The following is an 18,838-nucleotide window of genomic DNA, read 5'->3' on the forward strand; positions in this document are numbered from 1 at the left end:
ATGACGACCGTCATCTGCCCCTACTGCTTCGACCGCACGTCGGCGGCCAGACTGCCCTACCGCTGCCTGATGAGCCCGAGCGGCGTCCGCGGCGGCTCGCCCTGCGGTCCCGAACGCGACGACGTCTGGGCGGGGTTCATGGGGCCCGGCGTGCCCCCGGCGGCCCGGATGCGAGGTCCCGTCTTCACCCCGGCGCGCGGTGTGGCCGCGCTCAGGTCCGGACTGCGCGGCGGCACCCCGGGCAGCAGCGTGGCCTGCCCGGGCTGCGGAGTGACCACCCCGGTACGGGTCTGCCGCTCGTGCCACAACGACCTGCCCAGCGACTACTGCGACCAGGACAGCCGGATCATCGCCCTGGTCGGGCCGAAGGCCTCGGGCAAGAGCACGTATGTCTCCGTCCTGGTCAACGAGTTGAACCAGCGGGTGGGTCAGGCCTACCAGGCCTCGCTCGCGGCGATGGGGCAGACCACCCAGCAGCGGGACCGGGAGATGGCCGAGGACCTGTACGAGCGGCTGCGGCTGCCGGACGCCACCAGACCGGCCGCCCTCGGCTTCAACGACCCGCTCCTGTACCGGCTCAGCGTGCCCCGGCGCGGCCGGCTCGGCAACGGCACCCGGCACACCACGCTGGTGTTCTTCGACGCGGCCGGCGAGGACCTCGCGGGGGCCGAGGCCATGGACCGCTACACCCGCTATCTCAGCGCCGCCGACGGCATCGTCCTGCTGGTGGACCCGCTGCAACTGGGCTCCGTGCGCGACCGGTTGCCCGTCCACGACGGGCCGCCCCTGCCCGTCGTGGAGACCCCGCCGCAGCAGATCGCCGCCGATCTCGCGGCCCAGCTGCGCGCCCACGGCAAGGGCGGGTCGCGAGGCCGGGTGACCACGCCGATCGCGGTGGCCGTCACCAAGTCGGACATGCTCAGGTCCCTCCTCGACCCGCACTCGCCGCTGCTGCGCAACGCCCCGCACCCGCGGGGCACCTTCGACGACGACGACCGGCTTGCCGTGCACGAGGAGGTCCGCTCCCTGCTGACGGACTGGGACTCGGGCGCCCTGGTGCGCCAACTGGAGCTGGACTTCGCCCGGTTGTCACTGTTCGGTCTCTCCGCGCTCGGGGCGCCGCCGCCCGCCGACGCCCCCGCGGACGTGCCCAAGTCCGGCCCGCAGCCGGTACGGGTGGAGGATCCGCTGCTGTGGCTGCTGGCCCACCGCGGGCTGCTGCCGCTCCGCGCCGCAACGAAGGAACAAGTCAAGTGACCCTCGCCCAGCTGCACTACACCTCGGCCCCGCCCGGACCCGACGGGTCGGGCTTCCGTTTCACCGCGGTCAGCGCCGGCGTCCCGCAGGGGCTGCTGCGGGAGGCGGAACAGCTCATCGGATACGAGCCGCCCCGGGACTCCCCCGCCCGGCCCGACGCCGAACAGCTCAGGAGCTTCCCCAAGGCCTTCAGCTGCAGTGAACTCGCCGACGGGGGACGGCTGCTCAGCCGCAGTGTGTACACCGGTGCCGACTACAGCGGGCGTTGGGGCAACTTCCACGCGCACGCCTTCCATCTGCCGCCCGGAGTACGGCTGCCGGACGGGGCGCTGCCCGTCACGGTGTGGGAGTCGGCGCGCTGGGCCGACGCCACTCCCCCGGGCGGCCGGCCCGAACCCGTCGACCGCATCGAACCGTCCGGGATGCTCCGCGGGGAGAGCCTGCTCGCGTTCGCGGTGTCCCGGGCCGACCGGCTCGCCGCGTTCTTCGCCGATCTGCGGGCGCTCACCACGGATCCGGACGCCGGGCAGATCGTGCTCGTGGAGCGGGACAGCGCCGACGTGGCCCAGTGGATCGCGCTCGCCTGCACGGTCCTGCCGCGCGAGCAGGCCCACCGGCTGACCTTCACCACCTACACGCGCCGCCCGCAGCAGGCCCGCCAGCAGATCATCGGGGCGCTGCCGTCCTCCGAGTCGGTCGCCCACGACCACCGCTTCCGGGTGCACGACAGCACCGCTCCGCCGCCGCCCGAGCGGGTCGCGGACGTCTGGGCCGACCTGTGCGCCCGCGTCTGGTGCGCCGGACGCCCCGACCTGTTCCGCGACGCCGCCGAGGAGCTCGGCCCGCTCGCCGTGGCCGCGCTCACCGCCGGTATCGCCCTGCGCACCGACGCCCGCACCGCCGCCGCCCGCTGGGCGACCGACCATGCGGACGAACTCGCCGACGAGACACTGGCCACGCTGGTGGAGGGGCTGTGCGTGAGCGCGAGCGCGGGTACGGACACCGGAGCGGGGGCAGCACCCGGTGCCGGCGTACGGCATCAAGGGGTTGTGCCGGGTGACGGCGTACCGCCGCAGCCCGCCGTCTCGCGTCCCCAGCCCCCGGCCGCGCCACTTCCCCGGTCCGCGCCACCGCTCCCCTCCGCGCCGCCCCACCCCGGCGCTCCGCCTACGACCGGTGGCGGTCTCGCCCCCACGGGCACTCCCGCTCTCGCAACCGCTCCCCCTCCCGCCGACGAGGAACAGGCCGCGCTGGCCGCCCTGTTGGTCCGGCTCGACGGGCAGGTGCCGACCTCCGTGTCCGCGCCGCTCGCCGCGCGGGTGCTGGCGTCGGCGGTGCTCGGCCGGGGCCCCGTGCCGGCGCTCGTCGGCGGGGCGCTGACGCCGAGGGCGCGGGGTGAGCTGGGCCGTGACCTGGCACCGGCGTTGCGGGCCGGGATCTCGGACGTGCGGGATCCGGCCGTAGGACGTCCGCTCGCCCTGCTGCGCGTCGCCGACCTGCTCGACGTCGACTGCCAGGACCTGCTTCCGGACCTCGCGGGGCGGCTCGCACGGGGCCTGGTCGACGAGGACCGGGTCCGCCCGGACGGCCCGGGGCAGTGGGACGTCCCCGCGCCCGGCTCCCCCGCGCCGGCCGCTCTTCTCGACGCCGTGCAGGGCCATCCCGCGCTGCGTATCGCGCTGTTCGGCGCCCTCAACGCGCTCGCCGCGGCGGATCCGCCGGCCGTCGCCCGGTCACTCGCCGGGTCGGGGCTGCGCGTCGAGCTGGAGCCCAACTCCCCGCATCTGCGGATGTGCGTCGCCGCGTCGGCCACCGACACACCGGGCGACCGGCTCGCACGGTTCCACGGCGTGCTGCGGGCCGCGGGTCTCTCGCCGCACGCCGACACCGCCGTACTGCGCACGGCGCTGCGTCTGGTGTGGGAGGACGAGCTGCCGTCGGGGCAGGAGGCGAGTCTGCTGCTGAACCAGCTGGGTTCGGACATCCACCGGTCGGCCGGTACCCGGGACCTCCTGATCGAGGCCGCCCTCGCCGCGTCCGCCGACGACCCCGGGGTCCCGGTCCTCGCCGCCGACCTGCTGCGCTGCTTCGGCACCGAACTGCGGCCCGGGCAGCGCGCGGCCCTCCTCCTCCTGGAGTTCGCGGGCCTGCTGGGCACCGAGGGCGAGGGCGAGCAGTGGGTCGACCGGGTGCTGGCGCTGCGCGACTCGGCGACCGAGCCGGTCCCGGACCAGGTGACCGAGCGGGTGTACCGGACGCTCGCCCGGCGGCTGCTGCGCGGGACGACTCCCGAGAACGAGGTGTACTCGCTGGCCCGTTCGGCCGAACCCGCGCTGCTCGCGGCGTACGAGCGGGCCGGGCGGTCGGACCGTGTCGGCGACCGGCTGCGGACCTCCCCGGCGTACGTCGCCGCCCGCTTCTGCGACTGGAGCGCCTTCCCCGGCACCCACGCGGCGTGGGACGCCACCCGCGCCACCCTGCTGACGAAGGTGCTGCGGCCCGTCGTGCGGGCGCTGCCCGCCCAGGACCACACCGAGATCGAGACGGCTCTGGACCGGGCCGGTCGGGGCAAGCTCGACGCGTTCCGGTCCTGGAACCGGCCGGGTGCGCTCGGGCGCCTCGCGGGGCGGCTGTCCGGGCGCGGGCGTGGTGCCGAGGCGGCCCCGCAGTGGACCGGGGACGTCCAGCCGCCGCCCGAGGGAGACGGCCGATGACCGTGCTGACGCCGGTGTACGTCTTCGTCGGCTGGGTCGCTCTGGTCGCCGCCGCGGTCTGTCTGGGCCGGGTGCTGTGGCAGCTCCTGGGGATGGGGGTGCGGGCCGTCTGGCAGGGCCTCGGACCCTGGCGGACCGGTCTGGACGACCGTCGCGTACCGCCCGTCGGACCGGCCGAGCCCGCCCATCTCGGGTACTGGTGGCGGCAGATGAGGGTGGACGCGTGGACGGCGTCGGGGTACGGCCTGCGGGTCGTCTGGACGGCGTTCTCCGACCCGTGGCTGGAGCGCGTCGCCCGCCATCTGTTCCACGGCCGGCGCCCCGGCGGAAGGCCCGGCACGGTACCCCTCACCCGGTTCCTGATGATGGTGTTCGTGGCGCCCGGAACCGTGGTGGGCGCGTTCCTGGGCGCCGTCCTCGCCTCCGCGCTGCTCGGCGCCGGGCTGGTGGTGTTCGCGCTGCTGCTCGCCCTGGTGTGGCTCGGCTGCGCGGCGGCCGTGCCGGTGCTGCGCGGGGTGGAGCGCGGCTGGGCGCTGGCCCGGGGCATCCGCGTCAAGTGTCCCTATCCGGGCTGTTACCGGCCGGTGCCGCTGGCCGTGCACCGCTGCCCGAAGTGCCCGGCGCGGCACGGCTCGCTGCGGCCCGGACGGTACGGCGTGCTCTGGCACACCTGCGCGTGCGGGCACCGGCTGCCGACCACCCGGATCGCGGGCCGGGGCCGCCTGGACGCCCAATGCCCGCACTGCGACCGCCCGTTGCCTCGGACGGCCGGTACCACCCGGGTGGTGCACGCGCCGCTCGTCGGTGGCACCTCCTCCGGCAAGACCATGCTGATGGCGGCCATGGTGGCGGGCCTGCACGCCTGCGCGCGGCGCGGCGACCTCACCGTCGAGTACGCCCTGGACGAGGACCGCCGTACGGCCGCCGACCTCGACCAGGAGCTGAAACGGTCCGGTTGGGCGCACGCCACGACCGGCGGGCAGCCGCGGGCGCTGATGCTCACCGTGACCCGCGGGCGACGGCGCCGGCTCCTGTATCTCTACGACCCGATGGGCGAGTCGGTGAGCGAGGCCGAGCGGGTGCGGGCCCAGCAGTACCTGGCGCACGCGGACGGTGTGCTGCTGGTCGCCGATGTGCTGGCCGACCCGAAGGTGCGCGGCCGGCTCAGCCCGGAGGACGCGGCCCGGGCCGGGGCGGCCCGCCCCTCCGCGCAGGGTCCGTGGGACACGTACCAGAGGCTGACCGGTGAACTCGCCGCGCTGACCGGCCGGCGCGGACGGCTGTCGGTGGCCACCGTCGTCACCAAGCGGGACGTCCTCGACCAGCTGGTGTCGCTGCCGGTGCCCGGCGCGCGGATCGACACCTGGCTGGAGGAGATCGGCCTCGGCGGCCTGGTGCGGGCTCTCGGCCACGACTTCCGGGCCGCCCGCTACTGGGCCGTCAGTGCCCACGCGGCCACCGGGGCCGGCGCGTTGGAGAGCGAGCAACGCCGGGCGGCCGAACCGGTGTTGTGGCTGCTCTCGGCCTCGGGGCTGCGGACCGGCACACTGGCCGGGCCGGGCGGCGGGCCCGGCGGCAGGGAACGCCGGCTCAGGCTGCGGCCGGGCCCGGACCGCGAGAAGAGGTACAGCCCGGCATGACCAAGGTGACACCACCCGTCGGACGCGGGAGGCGGATGGCGGCGGGGCTGTTCGTCGCCTCCCTCGTCCTGGCGGCGGGGGCGGCGGCGTACGCCGTCCGGCTGCTGCTGACCTGACCCGCCGCCTCATGAACCCGAGACCCCTCCCATCGACCCAAGTCCCCTTCCAGGAAAGGACACGGAGTGAGCGACATTCCCGGCGGGCCCATGGCCAACCGGCCGGTCCACTTCATCTGGCTGCTCGACTGCTCGTACTCGATGCAGGGCGAGAAGATCGCCCGCCTCAACTACGCGATCAGGGAAGCCGTTCCGGCGATGCGTGCGGTGGCGCACGACAACCCGGCGGCCCAACTGCTGCTGCGTACGGTCACCTTCTCCACCACGGCCCGCTGGCACCACCAGACACCGGTGCCGGTCGACGACTTCACCTGGCAGGACGTCGAGGTCGACGGCATGACCAACCTGGGTGAGGCGTTGAGCCTGGTCTCGCGGGAGCTGCAGAGCCCCCCGATGCCGGAGCGCGCGCTCAAGCCGGTACTGGCGCTGGTGTCGGACGGCGTGCCCACGGACGACTGGAAGGCGGGCCTCAAGGCGATCGACGCGACACCGTGGGGCCGCAAGGCGGTGCGGGTCGCCATCGCGATCGGCACGGACGCCGACCGGGGTGTGCTCCAGGAGTTCCTGGCCAACCCCGAACTCCAGCCGCTGGACGCCAACAGCCCCAAGCAGCTGGCGGCGGCGATCCGTTGGGCGTCCACGGCGGCGGTGAAGGCCGCCTCGCAGCCCGTGGCGGGCTCGGCCGACACGACGGTCAAGCAGCCGTACGCGCCGCCGGTCCTCGACGACGACGATGACGACGACGTGTGGTGACGCTCCGGGTACGACGCTGGGAGACGCTGGGAGACAGCGTCCAGGGCGTCGGCAAGCGGTGCAACCAGGACTGGTACGCCTGTGAGGGCACCGGTTCCGCCGACGATCCGCTGGTCCTGGCGGTGGCCGACGGGCACGGCTCGGCCGCCCACGCGCGCAGCGAACTCGGCGCCCGGTTCGCCGTGGACCGCTTCGTCGCGCTCGCCGACGGCTTCGGCCGGGCGGCCCGCGACTGCCATGAACCGGGGCGCCTGGCACGGCTGATGACGTATGCCCGTGACGACTTCCCGCGCGCCCTGGTGCACGACTGGCGGGAGGCGGCGCTCGGCCACTGGGCGCGGCACCGCCCGGTGACCGACGAGGCGGCACGGGAGCCGCAGCCGGACGAGAAACTGCTGCTGTACGGCTCGACCCTGATCGGCGCGGTGCTCACGCCGTGGCTGTTCGTGGCGTGGCAGCTCGGCGACGGGGATCTCGCGGTGGTCGAGCACGACGGCACGCTGCGCCGGCCGCTGGCCCCCGCCGAGGAGGATCTCGGCGACGAGACGGAGTCGCTGTGCGGCCGGGAGGCCTGGCGGGCGATGCGGATGCACTGGGCGCCGGTGTTCGACGAGGCGCGCACCCCGCGCCTGGTGGTGCTGTCGACGGACGGGCTGTCGAAGAGCTTCGCGGCGGCCGACGGCTACCGGGAGTTCGTGACCGGGCTGGACGGCCGGCTGGCCGCGGAGGGGAGCGCGGAGGTCCGGGCCGCGCTGCCGGGCTGGCTGCGCCACGCCTCGCGGTACTCGGGGGACGACACCACCCTGACGGCGGCGCTGCGCGCGCACCCGCCGACGGAACAGAAGTCGCCGGAGCCGGCGGAAGCCCGGCCGGAACAACAGCGGGAACAGCAGTCGGAGCAGAAGGCGGAGACATAGATGAGCGGCATGCTCGACAGCGGGACGCGCCTGACCGCGGAGAACGGCGACGAGGTCGAGGTCGTCGACATGTTGGGCGCGGGCGGCCAGGGCGAGGTGTACCGGGTCAGGACGCCTGGCGGGGACAAGGCCCTCAAGTGGTACTACCCGACGTGTGCGACACCCGATCAGGAGGCGATCGTCAGGGAGTTGGTGTCGCGGGACTTCGACGACGACCGGTTCCTGTGGCCGGAGGTGTACGTGCCGGAGTACCGCGGGTCGTTCGGGTATCTGATGGGGCTGCGCCCGGACCGCTTCAAGGGGCTTCCGGCGCTGTTCCGCCGTCAACTGCGCACCAGCACGATCGCGTTGCTCACGGCGTGTCTGTACACGGTGGAGGCGTACCAGGCGCTGCACTCGCGCGGGATCGCCTACCGGGACATCTCCTGGGGGAACATCTTCTTCGACCCGGCCACCGGTGACGTTCTGGTGTGCGACAACGACAACGCGGTGGTGGAGGGGGACGCCAGCGGCATCTCGGGGACCATGGAGTTCATGGCACCGGAGCTGGTGCGCGGTGACGCGGGGGCCAGGCCGGGCACCCAGTCCGATCTGCACTCGCTGGCCGTGCTGCTGTTCATGCTGCTGATGAACCATCACCCGCTCAAGGGGAGACGGGAGTTGGGCATCCACTGCCTCGACGAGGCGGCCGAGCGCAAGCTGTACGGCAGGAATCCGCTGTTCGTCTTCGATCCGGCCGACGACTCCAACGCGCCGGATCCGATGGAGCACACGACGGTGCTGGCCACATGGGGGGCCGCGGCGGGCGCGTTGCAGGAGCTGTTCCGGCGCGGCTTCACGGTGGGACTGCACGACCCGGCGGCCCGGGTACGGGAGTCCGAGTGGCGTGACGCGCTGCGGGCGGTGCTCGACTCGGTGGTCGAGTGCGCGTCCTGCGGCCGGCAGAACATGACGGAGCCGGGCGAGAACCCGCCACCGCGCGCCTGTTGGGGGTGCGGTGCCCAGCTGGTGCTGCCGCCGCGGCTGACGGTGACCACGCCGCCGCCGCGTGCGGTCCGCCACATCCGGCTGCGGCGGGCCGCGCGCGTGCAGGGCCACCATCTGCTGCCGGAGCCCACCCGGCACGACTGCTCGGACGACACCCTGATCGCCGAGCTGGTCGAACACCCCTCCAAGCCGGGCAGGTTCGGCATCCGCAACCGCTCCAAGGAGTCCTGGTCCGGCACCCGCTCGGACGGCACCCCGCAGCAGATCGACCCGGGCCAGACGGTCCCGCTGCGCTCGGGGCTCGAACTGGACCTCGGGGGCGGGGTCAGGGCGGTGGTCCGGGCGAAGTGACGGGGCCCGGGGCGCCTTTGGCGGGGCGCCCCGGTCTCAGAACCCCAGCGCGCGGGTCAGTTCCTGGACCAGGGCCAGGCTGCCGCTGCCCGCGGCGACGCCGATGCCGACGGTTTCCAGGGCGGCGCGGACACGGCCGCCGTCGGCGGGCCGGCCCTCCTGCTCGGCCCGCGCCAGCTCGCCCTGGACGACCTGCGCCGCAGTGACGAGTGCGGGGGCCTCGGTGAGCAGCCGTTCGACGAGCCGGTCGGCGATCTTCAGTACGGCGGCGGCGTCCGTCCCGTGGTTGATCTCGATGCGGCCGTTGTCGCCGAAGTTGGACGGCCCGCTGATGTTGCCGTGGAAGTTGTACGTGCCCATGTCCTGGCTCCTGTTCCCTGCTCCCGCTGCCGTGCCCGCTGCTGTGCTCTGCTTCCGTGCCCCTGCCGCCCTGCTCCGCTCAGGGCTGCGGTGCCCCGCCGCCGTGCCCCGGACCGCCGTGCCCCTGCTGCCCGTTGACACTGATCTGCCCGTTGTTGCCGAAGTTGCTCGGGCCCGTGACGTCCCCGGAGATGTTGTAGGTCTGCGTGCTGATGATCTGCTGCGCCTTGTCGAAGGAGCCGGTGTCGACGTGGTGGTCCTGGAGGAAGCGCTCGGTGGCGACGAGCACGCCCTGCTGGAGCCGGAACAGGAAGTCCTGCGCGTCGATGCGCTCGGCGTAGCCCGCCTGGTCCCAGTCGCCGATGTCCTCGCGGAGGCTGCCGTGCGCGCCGTGGTCGACGAGGAGGTGCTGCTCCTGGATGTCCCGCCGCAGCCGCGACAGGTTCCGCTCGGTGTTCCGCCGCTGCCGGCTCCGCTGCCGGCGGCGGCCCGGTGCGCCCCGCAGTTCGGGCCAGGTGCGTGCGTTGGCGTACGAGAACAGGCTCCGCCAGCGGTCGAAGGGGGCCGCGGGCAGCGCGTCCACCCGGTAGAAGCGGCCGCTCAGCGGCGGGATCGCGTAGGCGGCGACCTCCCAGGTGAGGCTGGGCGGGTGCAGGATCGCCCGCAGGTACATGGAGACGATCAGCCGGCCGCCCTCGCCGACCCGCTCCAGGCACAGATGGGTCCGCATGCCCGCGCCGGGGCTGAGCAGTCCGGCCTGGACCAGCTGCTTGGGGATCTGGGCACGTGGCCGCCGGGTCGGGTCGGGCAGCAGATCGGGGAGCAGGTGCGCGTTGCTGCCGAAGACGTAGAGGCGGTTCCTGGCCCGCAGTCCGTCGAGGCCGGAGATGCCCTCCATCTGACGTGCCACATAGGTGTGCAGGTCGACGGCGTCGAACGGGAGCAGGGGGAGCTTGCCGCCGCCGGGACCTTCGGCGGGCCTGCTGACGTCGATGGGCTGCCAGACCACTTCCTTGATCTTGCGGCCGCTGCCGACGAACGGGGTGGTGCGGGCCGCCGCGTCGGCGTACGGCAGGACGTTGGCGCGCTTGAGGTCGTGCAGCCAGGCCTCGGCCGCCGCGTCGACGGGCGGTGCCAGCTTCTCGGCCCTGTCGGGGTTGCGGAACACCTCCTGGGCGGCCTCGCGGGCCTGTGCCTGGGTGCGGTGGACCAGCCACCACGAGGCCGCGAGGACGGCGAGGGGGCCGTAGAGCCCGATCAGGGCGACCGATCCGAGCCCGCTGCCCAGCCCCCACAGGGCGACCAGGAGCGCGGTCAGCAAGGCGGCGCCGAGCCAGGCCAGTTGGCGGTCCAGCGCCTCGCGGCGCGCCAGGGCGGCGCGCGCGTGCCGGGCGAGGGCCACGAAGTTGATGCCGAGGGTCAGTCCCGGCGCGTCCAGCCGGTCTCCCGTGAGGTCGCGGTCGACCCGGCGGGCGAAGTCCTCGTCGAGGTGGACCGACGCGCACAGCCGTCGCGTCACTCCGTCCTTGCGGTACTGCGGCAACGACGGTAGTGCTCTGCCCACCACTGTGACCTGCCCTTCCCCCGGATCTCGCGCGCTTCACCCTAGGGACAACAGGCGCCGTTTGTCCCGTGGTTCGTGCGAGTCGCCCCGCGGGAGCCGGTCGTGGTGGTAGGGGGCGAGGCGGTCAGCGGCCCGGTGCGTCCAGGGCGCGCCGGTACGGGTCCCGCCCGCTCGCCGCGAGCGCCCGCGCGAACACGGGCGCGTCGTCGGGCACCGGCACGGGGTCGGCGAAGCCGTCGTACTGCCGGTAGAGCTCGCCGTGGGTGACGACGACGTCGAGGACCAGGCGGGCGGCGCCCTCCGAGACCCGGAACTCCTGGCCGGTGGCGGTGGCGACGTCCCAGCCGTGCACGGCGGTCTCCTTGATGATCAGCGAGACGAGTTCGGCGGCGGGCAGCGTTCCCATGCCGAGGTCCACCTCGCCCTCCCACACCGCGGGGTCCGCCCAGGCGGCGACCGCCCGGTCCAGCTGGTCGGCATACGCCCGGGCCCAGTCCGGGTCGGCGGCGAAGTCGCGGGCGGTCAGCTCCTCGGGCAGCTGGGTACGCAGGGCGCGGTGCTCCAGGCCGTGGGAGGTGTACAGCACCCAGTGATCGACCAGGGCGCGGACGTCCCAGCCCGGGCAGTGGGTGGGGGCGCCGAGCCGTGCCGCCGGCACTCCGCGCGCCACACGGGCCGCCTCGGCGGCGCATTCCTTCAGGTACGGGTACAGGTCGTCCTTGTTCATGCGTCTCACGCTAGGGAGGGCGCGTCCCGGTCTCTTGAACAAACGCGACACGGGACGGTTGACCTTGCCCCTGGGACAGGGGAGAGGATCCCGGCATGGACTTCTACCTGCGGCAGACGCCGTACAGCGATCCGGGCGACCTGGACACCGGCGGACTCCCCCGGGACCCCGCCGAACTCGCCGCTCTCGTCAGGGATCTGATCATCCATCGGGGTGAGGGCGAGCGTCTTGGCCATGCGGTTGCGCAGGAGCGGCAGCTCGACGAACCGGAGGCGCGGTACGTGTCGCGGCTGCTGCGGATCCTGCGGGAGCGCGGGGGCGGGCCGCTGACCGCGAGCCGGTCCTACGACGAGCGGTTCGCGGGGACGTGCCGGGACTTCTCGCTGCTGCTGTGCGCACTGCTGCGGGCCACCGGCACGGCCGCGAGGATCCGCTGCGGTTTCGCCGGGTACTTCGTGGCGGGCTACCACGACGACCACTGGGTCACCGAGTACCGTCTGCCGGACGGGAGTTGGCGGCTGGTCGACGCGCAGATCCTGCATCCCGCCTACGCCGTGGACGTCGATCCGCTGGACGTGCCGAGGGACCGGTTCCTGGTGGCGGGGGACGCGTGGAGGGCGTGCCGGGAGGGCCGGGCCGACCCGAAGACGTTCGGGGTCTGGGGGCAGGACGACCTCGACGGGCTCTGGTACATCCGCACCAACGTGTTCCTGGACCTCGCCGCGGTCAACGGGGTGGAACTGCTGCCCTGGGACGTGTGGGGCCGAGTGGTCCGGGGCGACGCCGACCTCACCGCGGACGATCTCGCCCTGGTGGACACGGTCGCGGCGGCCCGGACGGACGAGGACGCCCGCCGGCTGTTCGCGGACCCGCGGCTCGCGGTGCCGGACGAGATCATGTCGTACACCGCGCGCAGCGGCTACCGCGAGCTGCGGAAGGTCGCCCTCACGGCGTCCGCGTCAGCTCCACGAGCTTGACGACGGTGTTCCAGTTGCGGCTGGTGGCGATCACGCCCTTGTTCAGCCGCGGCCTGGAGAGCTGTTCGGCGAGCTTGGAGCGGCCCAGGCCGTCCGGGGCGTACAGATACAGGGCGCGGTCGCCGAGCCTGAACTCCTCGGGCAGACAGGCGGTTCGGTCGATCTCGGCGAAGCGTTCGGCGTCGACCGGCGCGGAGAAGTAGGTGACGTGAAGCTGCCTGGCCTCCAGTTCGGCGGCCGGGAAGGGGCAGGCGTCGGCGACGGCCCGCAGGTAGGCGTGGTCGCGCACGACGACGTCCACGGCGAAGCCGAAGTGCTTCTCGATCGCGCCGGCCAGCTCGGCGGCGAGGGACTCCTCCTCGCCGTGGCCGCTCGCAAAGACGGCCTGGCCGCTCTGCAGGTACGTACGGACGTCCTCGTACCCGAGCCCTTCCATCAGGGTGCGCAGCTCGGCCATCGGGACCTTCTTCCTGCCACCCACATTGATCCCGCGCAGCAGCGCCGCATACGTCGTCGTCATCCGCTCACGATAAAGCGGCCGTCGTGCCCCGTGGGGGTGGGCACGACGGCCGTGTCCGCGGCTGCGATCCGCGCGAGAACTATAGATGTAAGGGGCCGACTCTCCCTCAGCTCCTCCCCAGTGCGGAGAGGGCGGGGTCCAGGGGGATGATTCGCGCGGTCGGCACCTCACCGGGAGGCACGACGAGAAGGCCTTATCCGGCCCATACCTTCGAAACGAAAGGTGACGGCAGGGGGCTGTCACCGCTCACGAGGGGGCAAGCCCATCATGGGGAACGGAGACATACGGGTGCGGGGTCTGGCCGCCCGGGCCGGCGGTTGGAGCGCCCGACACCGATGGGCTGCCGTCGGCATCTGGGTGCTGTTCGTGGTCCTGGCGATGGGGCTCGGTTCGGCGGCCGGCCGGGTCGACGTCAAGGACAGCGACCAGCTGAAGGGCGAGACGCACACCGCCGCCCGGATCATCGAGGACGCCGGCATCGACGAGCCGGCCGGCGAGAGCGTGCTGATCCAGGCGAAGGACAGTGGCGTCAAGGCCACGGACGCCGAGTTCCGGGCCGCCGTCACCGCGGTCGTCCAGGCGGTCGAAGGGACCGGCAAGGTCAGCGACGTGACGTCGCCGTACGACACGGACACCATCTCGAAGGACGGCCGCAGCGCGCTGGTGCAGTTCGACATGCGCGGTGACGCGGCGACCGCGGGCGATCGGGTCGAGCCGGTACTGAAGGCCGTCGAGGGGGTTCAGAAGGACCACGGGTCGCTGCGGATCGAGGAGATCGGCGGCGCCAGCATGATGAAGACGTTCGGCGACGCGTTCGGCGACGACTTCAAGAAGGCCGAGTACTCGGCGGTACCGGTGGCCCTCGGCATCCTGCTGATCGCGTTCGGCGCGCTGGTGGCCGCGCTGCTGCCGGTGGCGCTGGCGGTCACCGCGATCATGGCGACGATGGGTCTGATGGGCGTCGTCAGCCATGTGATGCCGATGAGCGACACCGCCAACTCGGTGATGCTGCTGGTCGGTCTGGCCGTCGGCGTCGACTACTGCCTGTTCTATCTGCGCCGCGAGCGCGAGGAACGTGAGGCCGGGCGGGACGCCGAGACGGCCCTCAGGATCGCCGCCGCGACGAGCGGTCGCGCGATCGTCGTCTCGGGTGTCACGGTGTGCGTGGCGATGGCGGGCATGCTGTTCACCGGTCTCGCCGAGTTCGAGGCGATGGGTCTGGCCTCGCTGATGGTGGTGGCCGTGGCCATGATCGGTTCGGTGACCGTGCTGCCCGCGATGCTGTCGCTGCTGGGCGGGCGGGTCGAGAAGGGCCGCATTCCGTTCCTGCGCCGCCGTCGCACGGGCGGCAGTGGCGACAGCCGGTTCTGGACGGCCGTGCTGAAGGGTGTGCTCGCCAGGCCGGTGCTGTCCGTCGTGGTGGCGGCCGGCGCACTCCTGGCCATCGCGGCGCCCGCGGTCGGCATGAAGACCCAGAACCTCACGCTGGACCAGGAGTTCGGCGACTCGCTGCCCATCGTGCAGACCTACAACCGGGTCAACGACGCCTTCCCGGGCGGCTCCGAGCCGGCCGAGGTCGTCGTCCAGACCGACGACATCAACGCTCCCGAGGTGAAGGACGCGCTGGCGGCCTTCAAGGCGGAGGCGGTCGCCTCCGGTGCCTCGCGCGGGCCGGTCGAGATCAAACTGCACGACCAGCAGAACATCGCCTTCGTGTACGTCCCGCTGGTCGGCGGCTCCGACCTCGACAAGGCGGGCCGGAGCCTGGACAAGCTGCGGGACGAGGTGCGTCCGGCGACCCTCGGCAAGGTCGACGGGCTCGACGCGCCGATCACCGGTCAGGTCGCCGGGTCGAAGGACTTCAACGACCAGCTCGCCGGAGCCGTCATCCCGGTCTTCGCGTTCGTCGTGGTCTTCGCCTTCGCGCTGATGCTGCTCTCGTTCCGCTCGCTGACCATCGCGATCACCTCGATCGTCCTGAACCTGCTGTCGGTGGGCGCGGCCTACGGCATCCTCGTCGCGGTCTTCCAGCACGGCTGGGGCGCGTCCCTGGTGGGCGCGGAGGGTGTCGGCGCGATCATCACCTGGCTGCCGCTGTTCCTCTTCGTGATCCTGTTCGGCCTGTCGATGGACTACCACGTGTTCGTGGTCTCGCGGATCCGCGAGGCGCGCCTGCGGGGCCGTACGACGCGGGACGCGATCCAGCACGGCGTGGTCACCACGGCGGGGGTCGTCACCAGCGCCGCGGTCATCATGGTCGCCGTGTTCGCGATCTTCGGCACGCTGTCCATGCAGTCCATGAAGCAGATGGGCGTGGGCCTCGCGGCAGCGGTGCTCATCGACGCGACGATCATCCGGGGCGTGCTGCTCCCGGCGGTGATGGCGCTGCTCGGCGAGCACAACTGGTACCTGCCGAAGTGGCTGCACGGGCTGCCCGACCTCACCCACGACGAGGCGTCCGAGGCGATCGCACCTCAGGCGCGGGACGACGAGGGTGAGCCGCTGAGGGTCTGAACCCACCCGTTCGGAACCCACCTGTACGGAGGGCCCGTTGGCTGCAGGGGAGCCAACGGGCCCTCCCTCATGCGCGGTTGTCGCGGAGTTCGGCCTCGATGAGGTCGGCGGCCCGCCGGGTGCCGCCCTCCTCCGCCATCTCCGCCTGGACGCCCTTGAGCCGGCGGGCCACTTCGGGGTCACCGACCAGGGCGAGGGCGGCTTCCCGCAGGGCGTCCGCGCTCGCCTCCTCCGTGTCGAGGCGGCGGGCGACCCCGAGGCCCTGGAGCATGTCCGCGTTGCCGAACTGGTCCACGGCCTGCGGTACGGCGATCATCGGCGTGGCCGTGGCAAGGCCCTCCTGGCTGCCGCCCGCGCCGGCGTGGGTGACGAACAGGTCGGCCTGCTTGAGGATCGCCAACTGCGGTACCCAGGTGCGCACTTCGACGTTGCCCGGGATCTCCCCCAGCTCGGCCGGGTTCACGTGCCTGCCGATCTGGAGCACCAGGTGCCAGCCCGGCAGCTCGCCGAACGCCCGGACGCACTCCCCGTAGAAGCCGGGCTGCTTGGTGAAGGACGAGCCGAGCGACACGAGGGCCACCTTCTCGGCGCCGGCCGGCCGCTGCCACTCGCCCTCCGCCGAGCGGTCGCCCTGGCAGGCGCCGACGAAGGAGTACACCCGGTCGTCCACCCGGTCGGCGTTCGGCTGCATCGCCCTGGGGATCAGGACCAGGGAACGGTCGGGGTGGCCCGCGAAGGAGTCCGGGTGCCGGGTGATGCCGTTCTCCTCCAGCCAGGCGTGGAAGCGGGCGTAGTAGGCCTGTCCGCGCTCGGTCTTCTTCGGTTCGGCCCACATCGGTTCGGCCACCTCCTCCTCGTAGCCCTCCCAGGCCACGAGGTTCGGTGACAGGGAGACCGCGGGCACGCCCCAGCGGTGGGCGAGGACGCGGGCCGGGTAGGAGGTGATGTCGTGCAGCACGAGGTCCGGCTCATCACCTTCGTAGGCCTTGACGAGCTGCGGCAGCGCCTGGATCGCGTCGGCCAGGAACGGCTCCACGTTGTCGAGCAGTGTGCTGCCCCAGGCCTCGGGGTCGTCGTCGGGTCCGGGCAGCGTCGAGTTCCAGGGTCTGACCTCGGCGCCGGTCCCGGCGACCTTCTCGGCGAACACGGGTGGAATCGCGTAGGTCACGCGGTGGCCGCGGGCGACCAGCTCGCGGATCACCTCCAGGCTCGGGTTCACGTGGCCGTGGGCGGCGATGGAGAACATGGCGATGTGTGCGGGGCGACTGGTCATGACAGCGACCGTAAGCGAGACGATACGTCTCGTGCAACAGTATTACGGGACGGCCCGGCCGACAGACGTCGGGGCGGCCCGGTAACCGACCGGCGGGACAGCCCGATGGCTAGCCGTCGGGGCAGTCCGCTCCCGCCCCCTCGTAGCGCGGGCCGCTCGGGGTCGTGACGGTCACCGGCGCCGGATCGGTCCCGGGAGCCGCGACGCGTTGCGCCGCGACGGCCGTGCAGATGAGCTGGGCCGCCGCGAGATCACTCACCTTCGCTCGCAAGGCGCGCAGTTCGAGGAGGACCCGGTCGTCCCGCTGCGTCACTTTCACGAGCTGGGCCGGTTCGGCCGGGGCGGCCACCGGCGGTGGAGTGTCGGCGCCGTCCGTGGCCTCGGGGGCCATCGTCGGCAAGGCCGTGCTCGCCGGCAGCAGGGTCCTGAGCCGTTTGGCCCGTTCCGCCTCGGTCGGGCCCCGGAGCAGCTCGGTCACGGCCGACTCGACATCGACCGGCGCGCCGAGCGTGCGGGGCACGGCGACCAGGGCGCCGGCCGCCACGAAGTACACCCGGATCGTCGGCACGGCCCCGCTCGCGGGCCCGCCCGCCTCGACCACGCCGGTGGTGGGGATGCCGCAGGAGGTGAGGGCGCACAGCGCCGGAAGGAGGAACAGGGCGGATCGGCGTACGGCGTTCACGACCGGCCCTCCTGGGGCGACTCGTCGGCGGGCAACGGGAGTTCCACGGTGAAGACGGCGCCGCCCCGGGGCCGGTTCGCGGCGCGGACGCTGCCGCCGTGCAGCCGTACGTTCTCCGCGGTGATCGCGAGGCCCAGGCCGCTGCCCTCGGTGCGGGTGCGGGCGGCGTCCGACTTGTAGAAGCGTTCGAAGACATGCGGCAGCACGCTGTCGGGGATGCCGGGCCCGCTGTCCAGCACCTCGATGACCGCCCAGCGACCGACGCCGGCTCCCGCGCCCTCGGAGAGCCGCAGGTGGACGGGGCGGGCGCCGTGCCGCAGGGCGTTGCCCACCAGGTTGGCGACGACGACGTCGAGGCGGCGTGGGTCGACGCGGCCCCGCAGGGCGTCGGGCGGCGGCAGTTCGGTGTCGACCAGGTCGGTCCAGGCGCGGGCGGTGAGGGTGTGCCGCAGGGACTCGGCGAGGTCGATCTCGTCCAGGTGGGGCACCGCGGCACCCGCGTCGAAGCGGGAGATCTCCATCAGGTCGTCCACCAGCCGGGCCAGCTTCACGGTCTCCTCGCTGATCAGCCGGACCGCGGTGGCGGTGTCCGGGTCGAGGCGGGCGGCGTCCTCGTCGAGGACGTCGGTGACCGCCGCCATCGCGGCCAGCGGGGTGCGCAGCTCGTGCGAGACGTCCGCGGCGAAGCGCCGGGCCCGGGCCTCCATGCCGCGCAGTTCGGCCACCGACTCCTCCAGTGCGGCGGCCGTCTCGTTGAACGTGTGGGACAGATCGGCGAGTTCGTCGGAGCCGTTGACGGCGAGCCGGGTGTCGAGCCGACCCTCGGCGATGCTGCGGGTCGCGCCGCGCAGGGCCCGCACCGGTCGCAGCACCCCGCGCGCGGCGAGCAGGGCGAGCAGCACGGCGAGCCCGAGGGCGGGCACGGTGGCCCGTTCGACGGCGGTCACCAGGGCGTCCACGGAGGCCTGTTCGGTGGCCTGCGGCACGGTCAGGAAGATCTGGACACCGGACGCGGGCCCGGTCGCCGCCGTGGAGGAGGTGTAGGTGAGCGACATGCCGACGACGAGGGAGGTGTGGTCGCCGCTGTCCACGCGTTGGAAGACGGTGGCGGTGCTGGCGTCCACGGCGGCGCGCAGGGCCGGCGTCAGCTCCTCGAAAGGGTCGTCGGGGGTGGAGGTGGCGCTCAGTCCGTCGTAGGCGACCAACACCCGCCAGGTCCCGGAGGGTTCGGCGTAGGCCACGTCGACGGCGAACCGCTGCAGTGCGAACCGGCCCGCGGGCACGGTCAGTTCGGGGGCGAGCCGGTTGACCTGGGTGCGCAGCAGCTTGATCACGGTGTCCTGGCTCTGCTGGAGCACGCCCGTGCGGGCCTCCCGGAAGGTCAGTGCGCCGGTGGTCCCGGCGGTGAGCCCGGCGACGAGCGCGAAGGCCACCACCAGCCGCATGCGCAGGCCGCGCAGCAGGGAGGCGCGGGCGCGTGGTCTCG

At 73.2% G+C, this 18,838-nt stretch carries 14 protein-coding genes and 1 pseudogene; 8 read left to right on the forward strand and 7 right to left on the reverse strand.

Annotation, left to right across the window (positions count from 1 at the left end; translation table 11 throughout):
- The 6 genes from ACZ5VD_RS16885 to ACZ5VD_RS16910 all read left to right on the forward strand — a co-directional run bounded on the left by ACZ5VD_RS16885 (nt 1) and on the right by ACZ5VD_RS16910 (nt 8,735).
- Nucleotides 1–1,257, forward strand: coding sequence for a TRAFAC clade GTPase domain-containing protein (locus ACZ5VD_RS16885; RefSeq protein WP_468548094.1), 1,257 nt, complete (start codon nt 1–3; stop codon nt 1,255–1,257).
- A complete protein-coding gene (locus ACZ5VD_RS16890; protein ID WP_468682582.1) occupies nt 1,254–3,971 on the forward strand; it encodes a GTPase-associated protein 1-related protein in 2,718 nt (905 codons plus the stop codon). Before ACZ5VD_RS16885 ends, ACZ5VD_RS16890 begins: the two co-directional genes overlap by 4 nt.
- The gene (locus tag ACZ5VD_RS16895; RefSeq protein WP_468682583.1) at nt 3,968–5,611 is read left to right on the forward strand and encodes a TRAFAC clade GTPase domain-containing protein; all 1,644 of its coding nucleotides are present in this window, start codon (nt 3,968–3,970) and stop codon (nt 5,609–5,611) included. The genes ACZ5VD_RS16890 and ACZ5VD_RS16895 overlap by 4 nt, the downstream gene beginning before the upstream one ends.
- Nucleotides 5,612–5,817: 206 nt before the next feature.
- Nucleotides 5,818–6,480 carry a vWA domain-containing protein gene (locus tag ACZ5VD_RS16900; protein WP_468548316.1) on the forward strand — a complete coding sequence of 221 codons (663 nt, stop codon included), beginning with the start codon at nt 5,818–5,820 and terminating at the stop codon, nt 6,478–6,480.
- Nucleotides 6,474–7,397, forward strand: coding sequence for a protein phosphatase 2C domain-containing protein (locus ACZ5VD_RS16905; protein WP_468548097.1), 924 nt, complete (start codon nt 6,474–6,476; stop codon nt 7,395–7,397). Before ACZ5VD_RS16900 ends, ACZ5VD_RS16905 begins: the two co-directional genes overlap by 7 nt.
- Nucleotides 7,398–8,735, forward strand: coding sequence for a protein kinase domain-containing protein (locus ACZ5VD_RS16910; RefSeq protein WP_468548098.1), 1,338 nt, complete (start codon nt 7,398–7,400; stop codon nt 8,733–8,735). It abuts the gene before it with no gap.
- A gap of 36 nt (nt 8,736–8,771) precedes the next feature.
- Here ACZ5VD_RS16910 and ACZ5VD_RS16915 read toward each other — a convergent pair whose 3' ends face one another.
- The 3 genes from ACZ5VD_RS16915 to ACZ5VD_RS16925 form a co-directional block, all read right to left on the reverse strand.
- Nucleotides 8,772–9,095, reverse strand: a complete 324-nt coding sequence (locus ACZ5VD_RS16915; RefSeq protein ID WP_468682584.1) for a hypothetical protein — start codon at nt 9,093–9,095, stop codon at nt 8,772–8,774.
- Nucleotides 9,096–9,174: 79 nt separating this feature from the next.
- Nucleotides 9,175–10,659, reverse strand: coding sequence for a hypothetical protein (locus tag ACZ5VD_RS16920; protein ID WP_468548100.1), 1,485 nt, complete (start codon nt 10,657–10,659; stop codon nt 9,175–9,177).
- A 124-nt stretch (nt 10,660–10,783) separates the two neighbouring features.
- Nucleotides 10,784–11,386, reverse strand: coding sequence for a TIGR03086 family metal-binding protein (locus ACZ5VD_RS16925; protein WP_468548101.1), 603 nt, complete (start codon nt 11,384–11,386; stop codon nt 10,784–10,786).
- Nucleotides 11,387–11,481: 95 nt separating this feature from the next.
- Between ACZ5VD_RS16925 and ACZ5VD_RS16930 the strand changes: the two genes are divergently transcribed.
- Complete coding sequence (locus ACZ5VD_RS16930) at nt 11,482–12,363, forward strand: transglutaminase-like domain-containing protein (RefSeq protein ID WP_468548102.1); 882 nt, start codon at nt 11,482–11,484, stop codon at nt 12,361–12,363.
- Here the strand turns inward: ACZ5VD_RS16930 and ACZ5VD_RS16935 are convergent.
- On the reverse strand, nt 12,332–12,883 hold the full coding sequence (locus ACZ5VD_RS16935; protein ID WP_468548103.1) for a DUF1697 domain-containing protein: 552 nt from the start codon (nt 12,881–12,883) through the stop codon (nt 12,332–12,334). The two genes, ACZ5VD_RS16930 and ACZ5VD_RS16935, sit on opposite strands and share 32 nt — an antisense overlap.
- 267 nt (nt 12,884–13,150) lie before the next feature.
- Here ACZ5VD_RS16935 and ACZ5VD_RS16940 point away from each other — a divergent pair, with 267 nt between their 5' ends.
- The gene (locus ACZ5VD_RS16940) at nt 13,151–15,397 is read left to right on the forward strand and encodes an MMPL family transporter (protein WP_468548104.1); all 2,247 of its coding nucleotides are present in this window, start codon (nt 13,151–13,153) and stop codon (nt 15,395–15,397) included.
- Between the two features lie 67 nt (nt 15,398–15,464).
- Here the strand turns inward: ACZ5VD_RS16940 and mgt are convergent.
- From mgt to ACZ5VD_RS16955, 3 genes and pseudogenes are all read right to left on the reverse strand, one after another.
- Nucleotides 15,465–16,713: pseudogene (gene mgt, locus ACZ5VD_RS16945) on the reverse strand (macrolide-inactivating glycosyltransferase).
- A 66-nt stretch (nt 16,714–16,779) separates the two neighbouring features.
- On the reverse strand, nt 16,780–17,352 hold the full coding sequence (locus tag ACZ5VD_RS16950) for a hypothetical protein (RefSeq protein WP_468548105.1): 573 nt from the start codon (nt 17,350–17,352) through the stop codon (nt 16,780–16,782).
- On the reverse strand, nt 17,349–18,797 hold the full coding sequence (locus ACZ5VD_RS16955) for a sensor histidine kinase (protein ID WP_468682681.1): 1,449 nt from the start codon (nt 18,795–18,797) through the stop codon (nt 17,349–17,351). The genes ACZ5VD_RS16950 and ACZ5VD_RS16955 overlap by 4 nt, the downstream gene beginning before the upstream one ends.
- Nucleotides 18,798–18,838 lie beyond the last annotated feature (41 nt).

Source organism: Streptomyces sp. NPDC032822, assembly GCF_055578825.1.

What these genes read in the sequence shown, in the direction of transcription:
- ACZ5VD_RS16885 (WP_468548094.1), top strand. Translation starts at nt 1, where the DNA reads ATGACGACCGTCATCTGCCCCTACTGCTTCGACCGCACGTCGGCGGCC.
- ACZ5VD_RS16895 (WP_468682583.1), top strand. Translation starts at nt 3,968, where the DNA reads ATGACCGTGCTGACGCCGGTGTACGTCTTCGTCGGCTGGGTCGCTCTG.
- ACZ5VD_RS16900 (WP_468548316.1), top strand. Translation starts at nt 5,818, where the DNA reads ATGGCCAACCGGCCGGTCCACTTCATCTGGCTGCTCGACTGCTCGTAC.
- ACZ5VD_RS16910 (WP_468548098.1), top strand. Translation starts at nt 7,398, where the DNA reads ATGAGCGGCATGCTCGACAGCGGGACGCGCCTGACCGCGGAGAACGGC.
- ACZ5VD_RS16915 (WP_468682584.1), bottom strand. Translation starts at nt 9,095, where the DNA reads ATGGGCACGTACAACTTCCACGGCAACATCAGCGGGCCGTCCAACTTC.
- ACZ5VD_RS16925 (WP_468548101.1), bottom strand. Translation starts at nt 11,386, where the DNA reads ATGAACAAGGACGACCTGTACCCGTACCTGAAGGAATGCGCCGCCGAG.
- ACZ5VD_RS16930 (WP_468548102.1), top strand. Translation starts at nt 11,482, where the DNA reads ATGGACTTCTACCTGCGGCAGACGCCGTACAGCGATCCGGGCGACCTG.
- ACZ5VD_RS16935 (WP_468548103.1), bottom strand. Translation starts at nt 12,883, where the DNA reads ATGACGACGACGTATGCGGCGCTGCTGCGCGGGATCAATGTGGGTGGC.
- ACZ5VD_RS16940 (WP_468548104.1), top strand. Translation starts at nt 13,151, where the DNA reads ATGGGGAACGGAGACATACGGGTGCGGGGTCTGGCCGCCCGGGCCGGC.
- ACZ5VD_RS16955 (WP_468682681.1), bottom strand. Translation starts at nt 18,797, where the DNA reads ATGCGGCTGGTGGTGGCCTTCGCGCTCGTCGCCGGGCTCACCGCCGGG.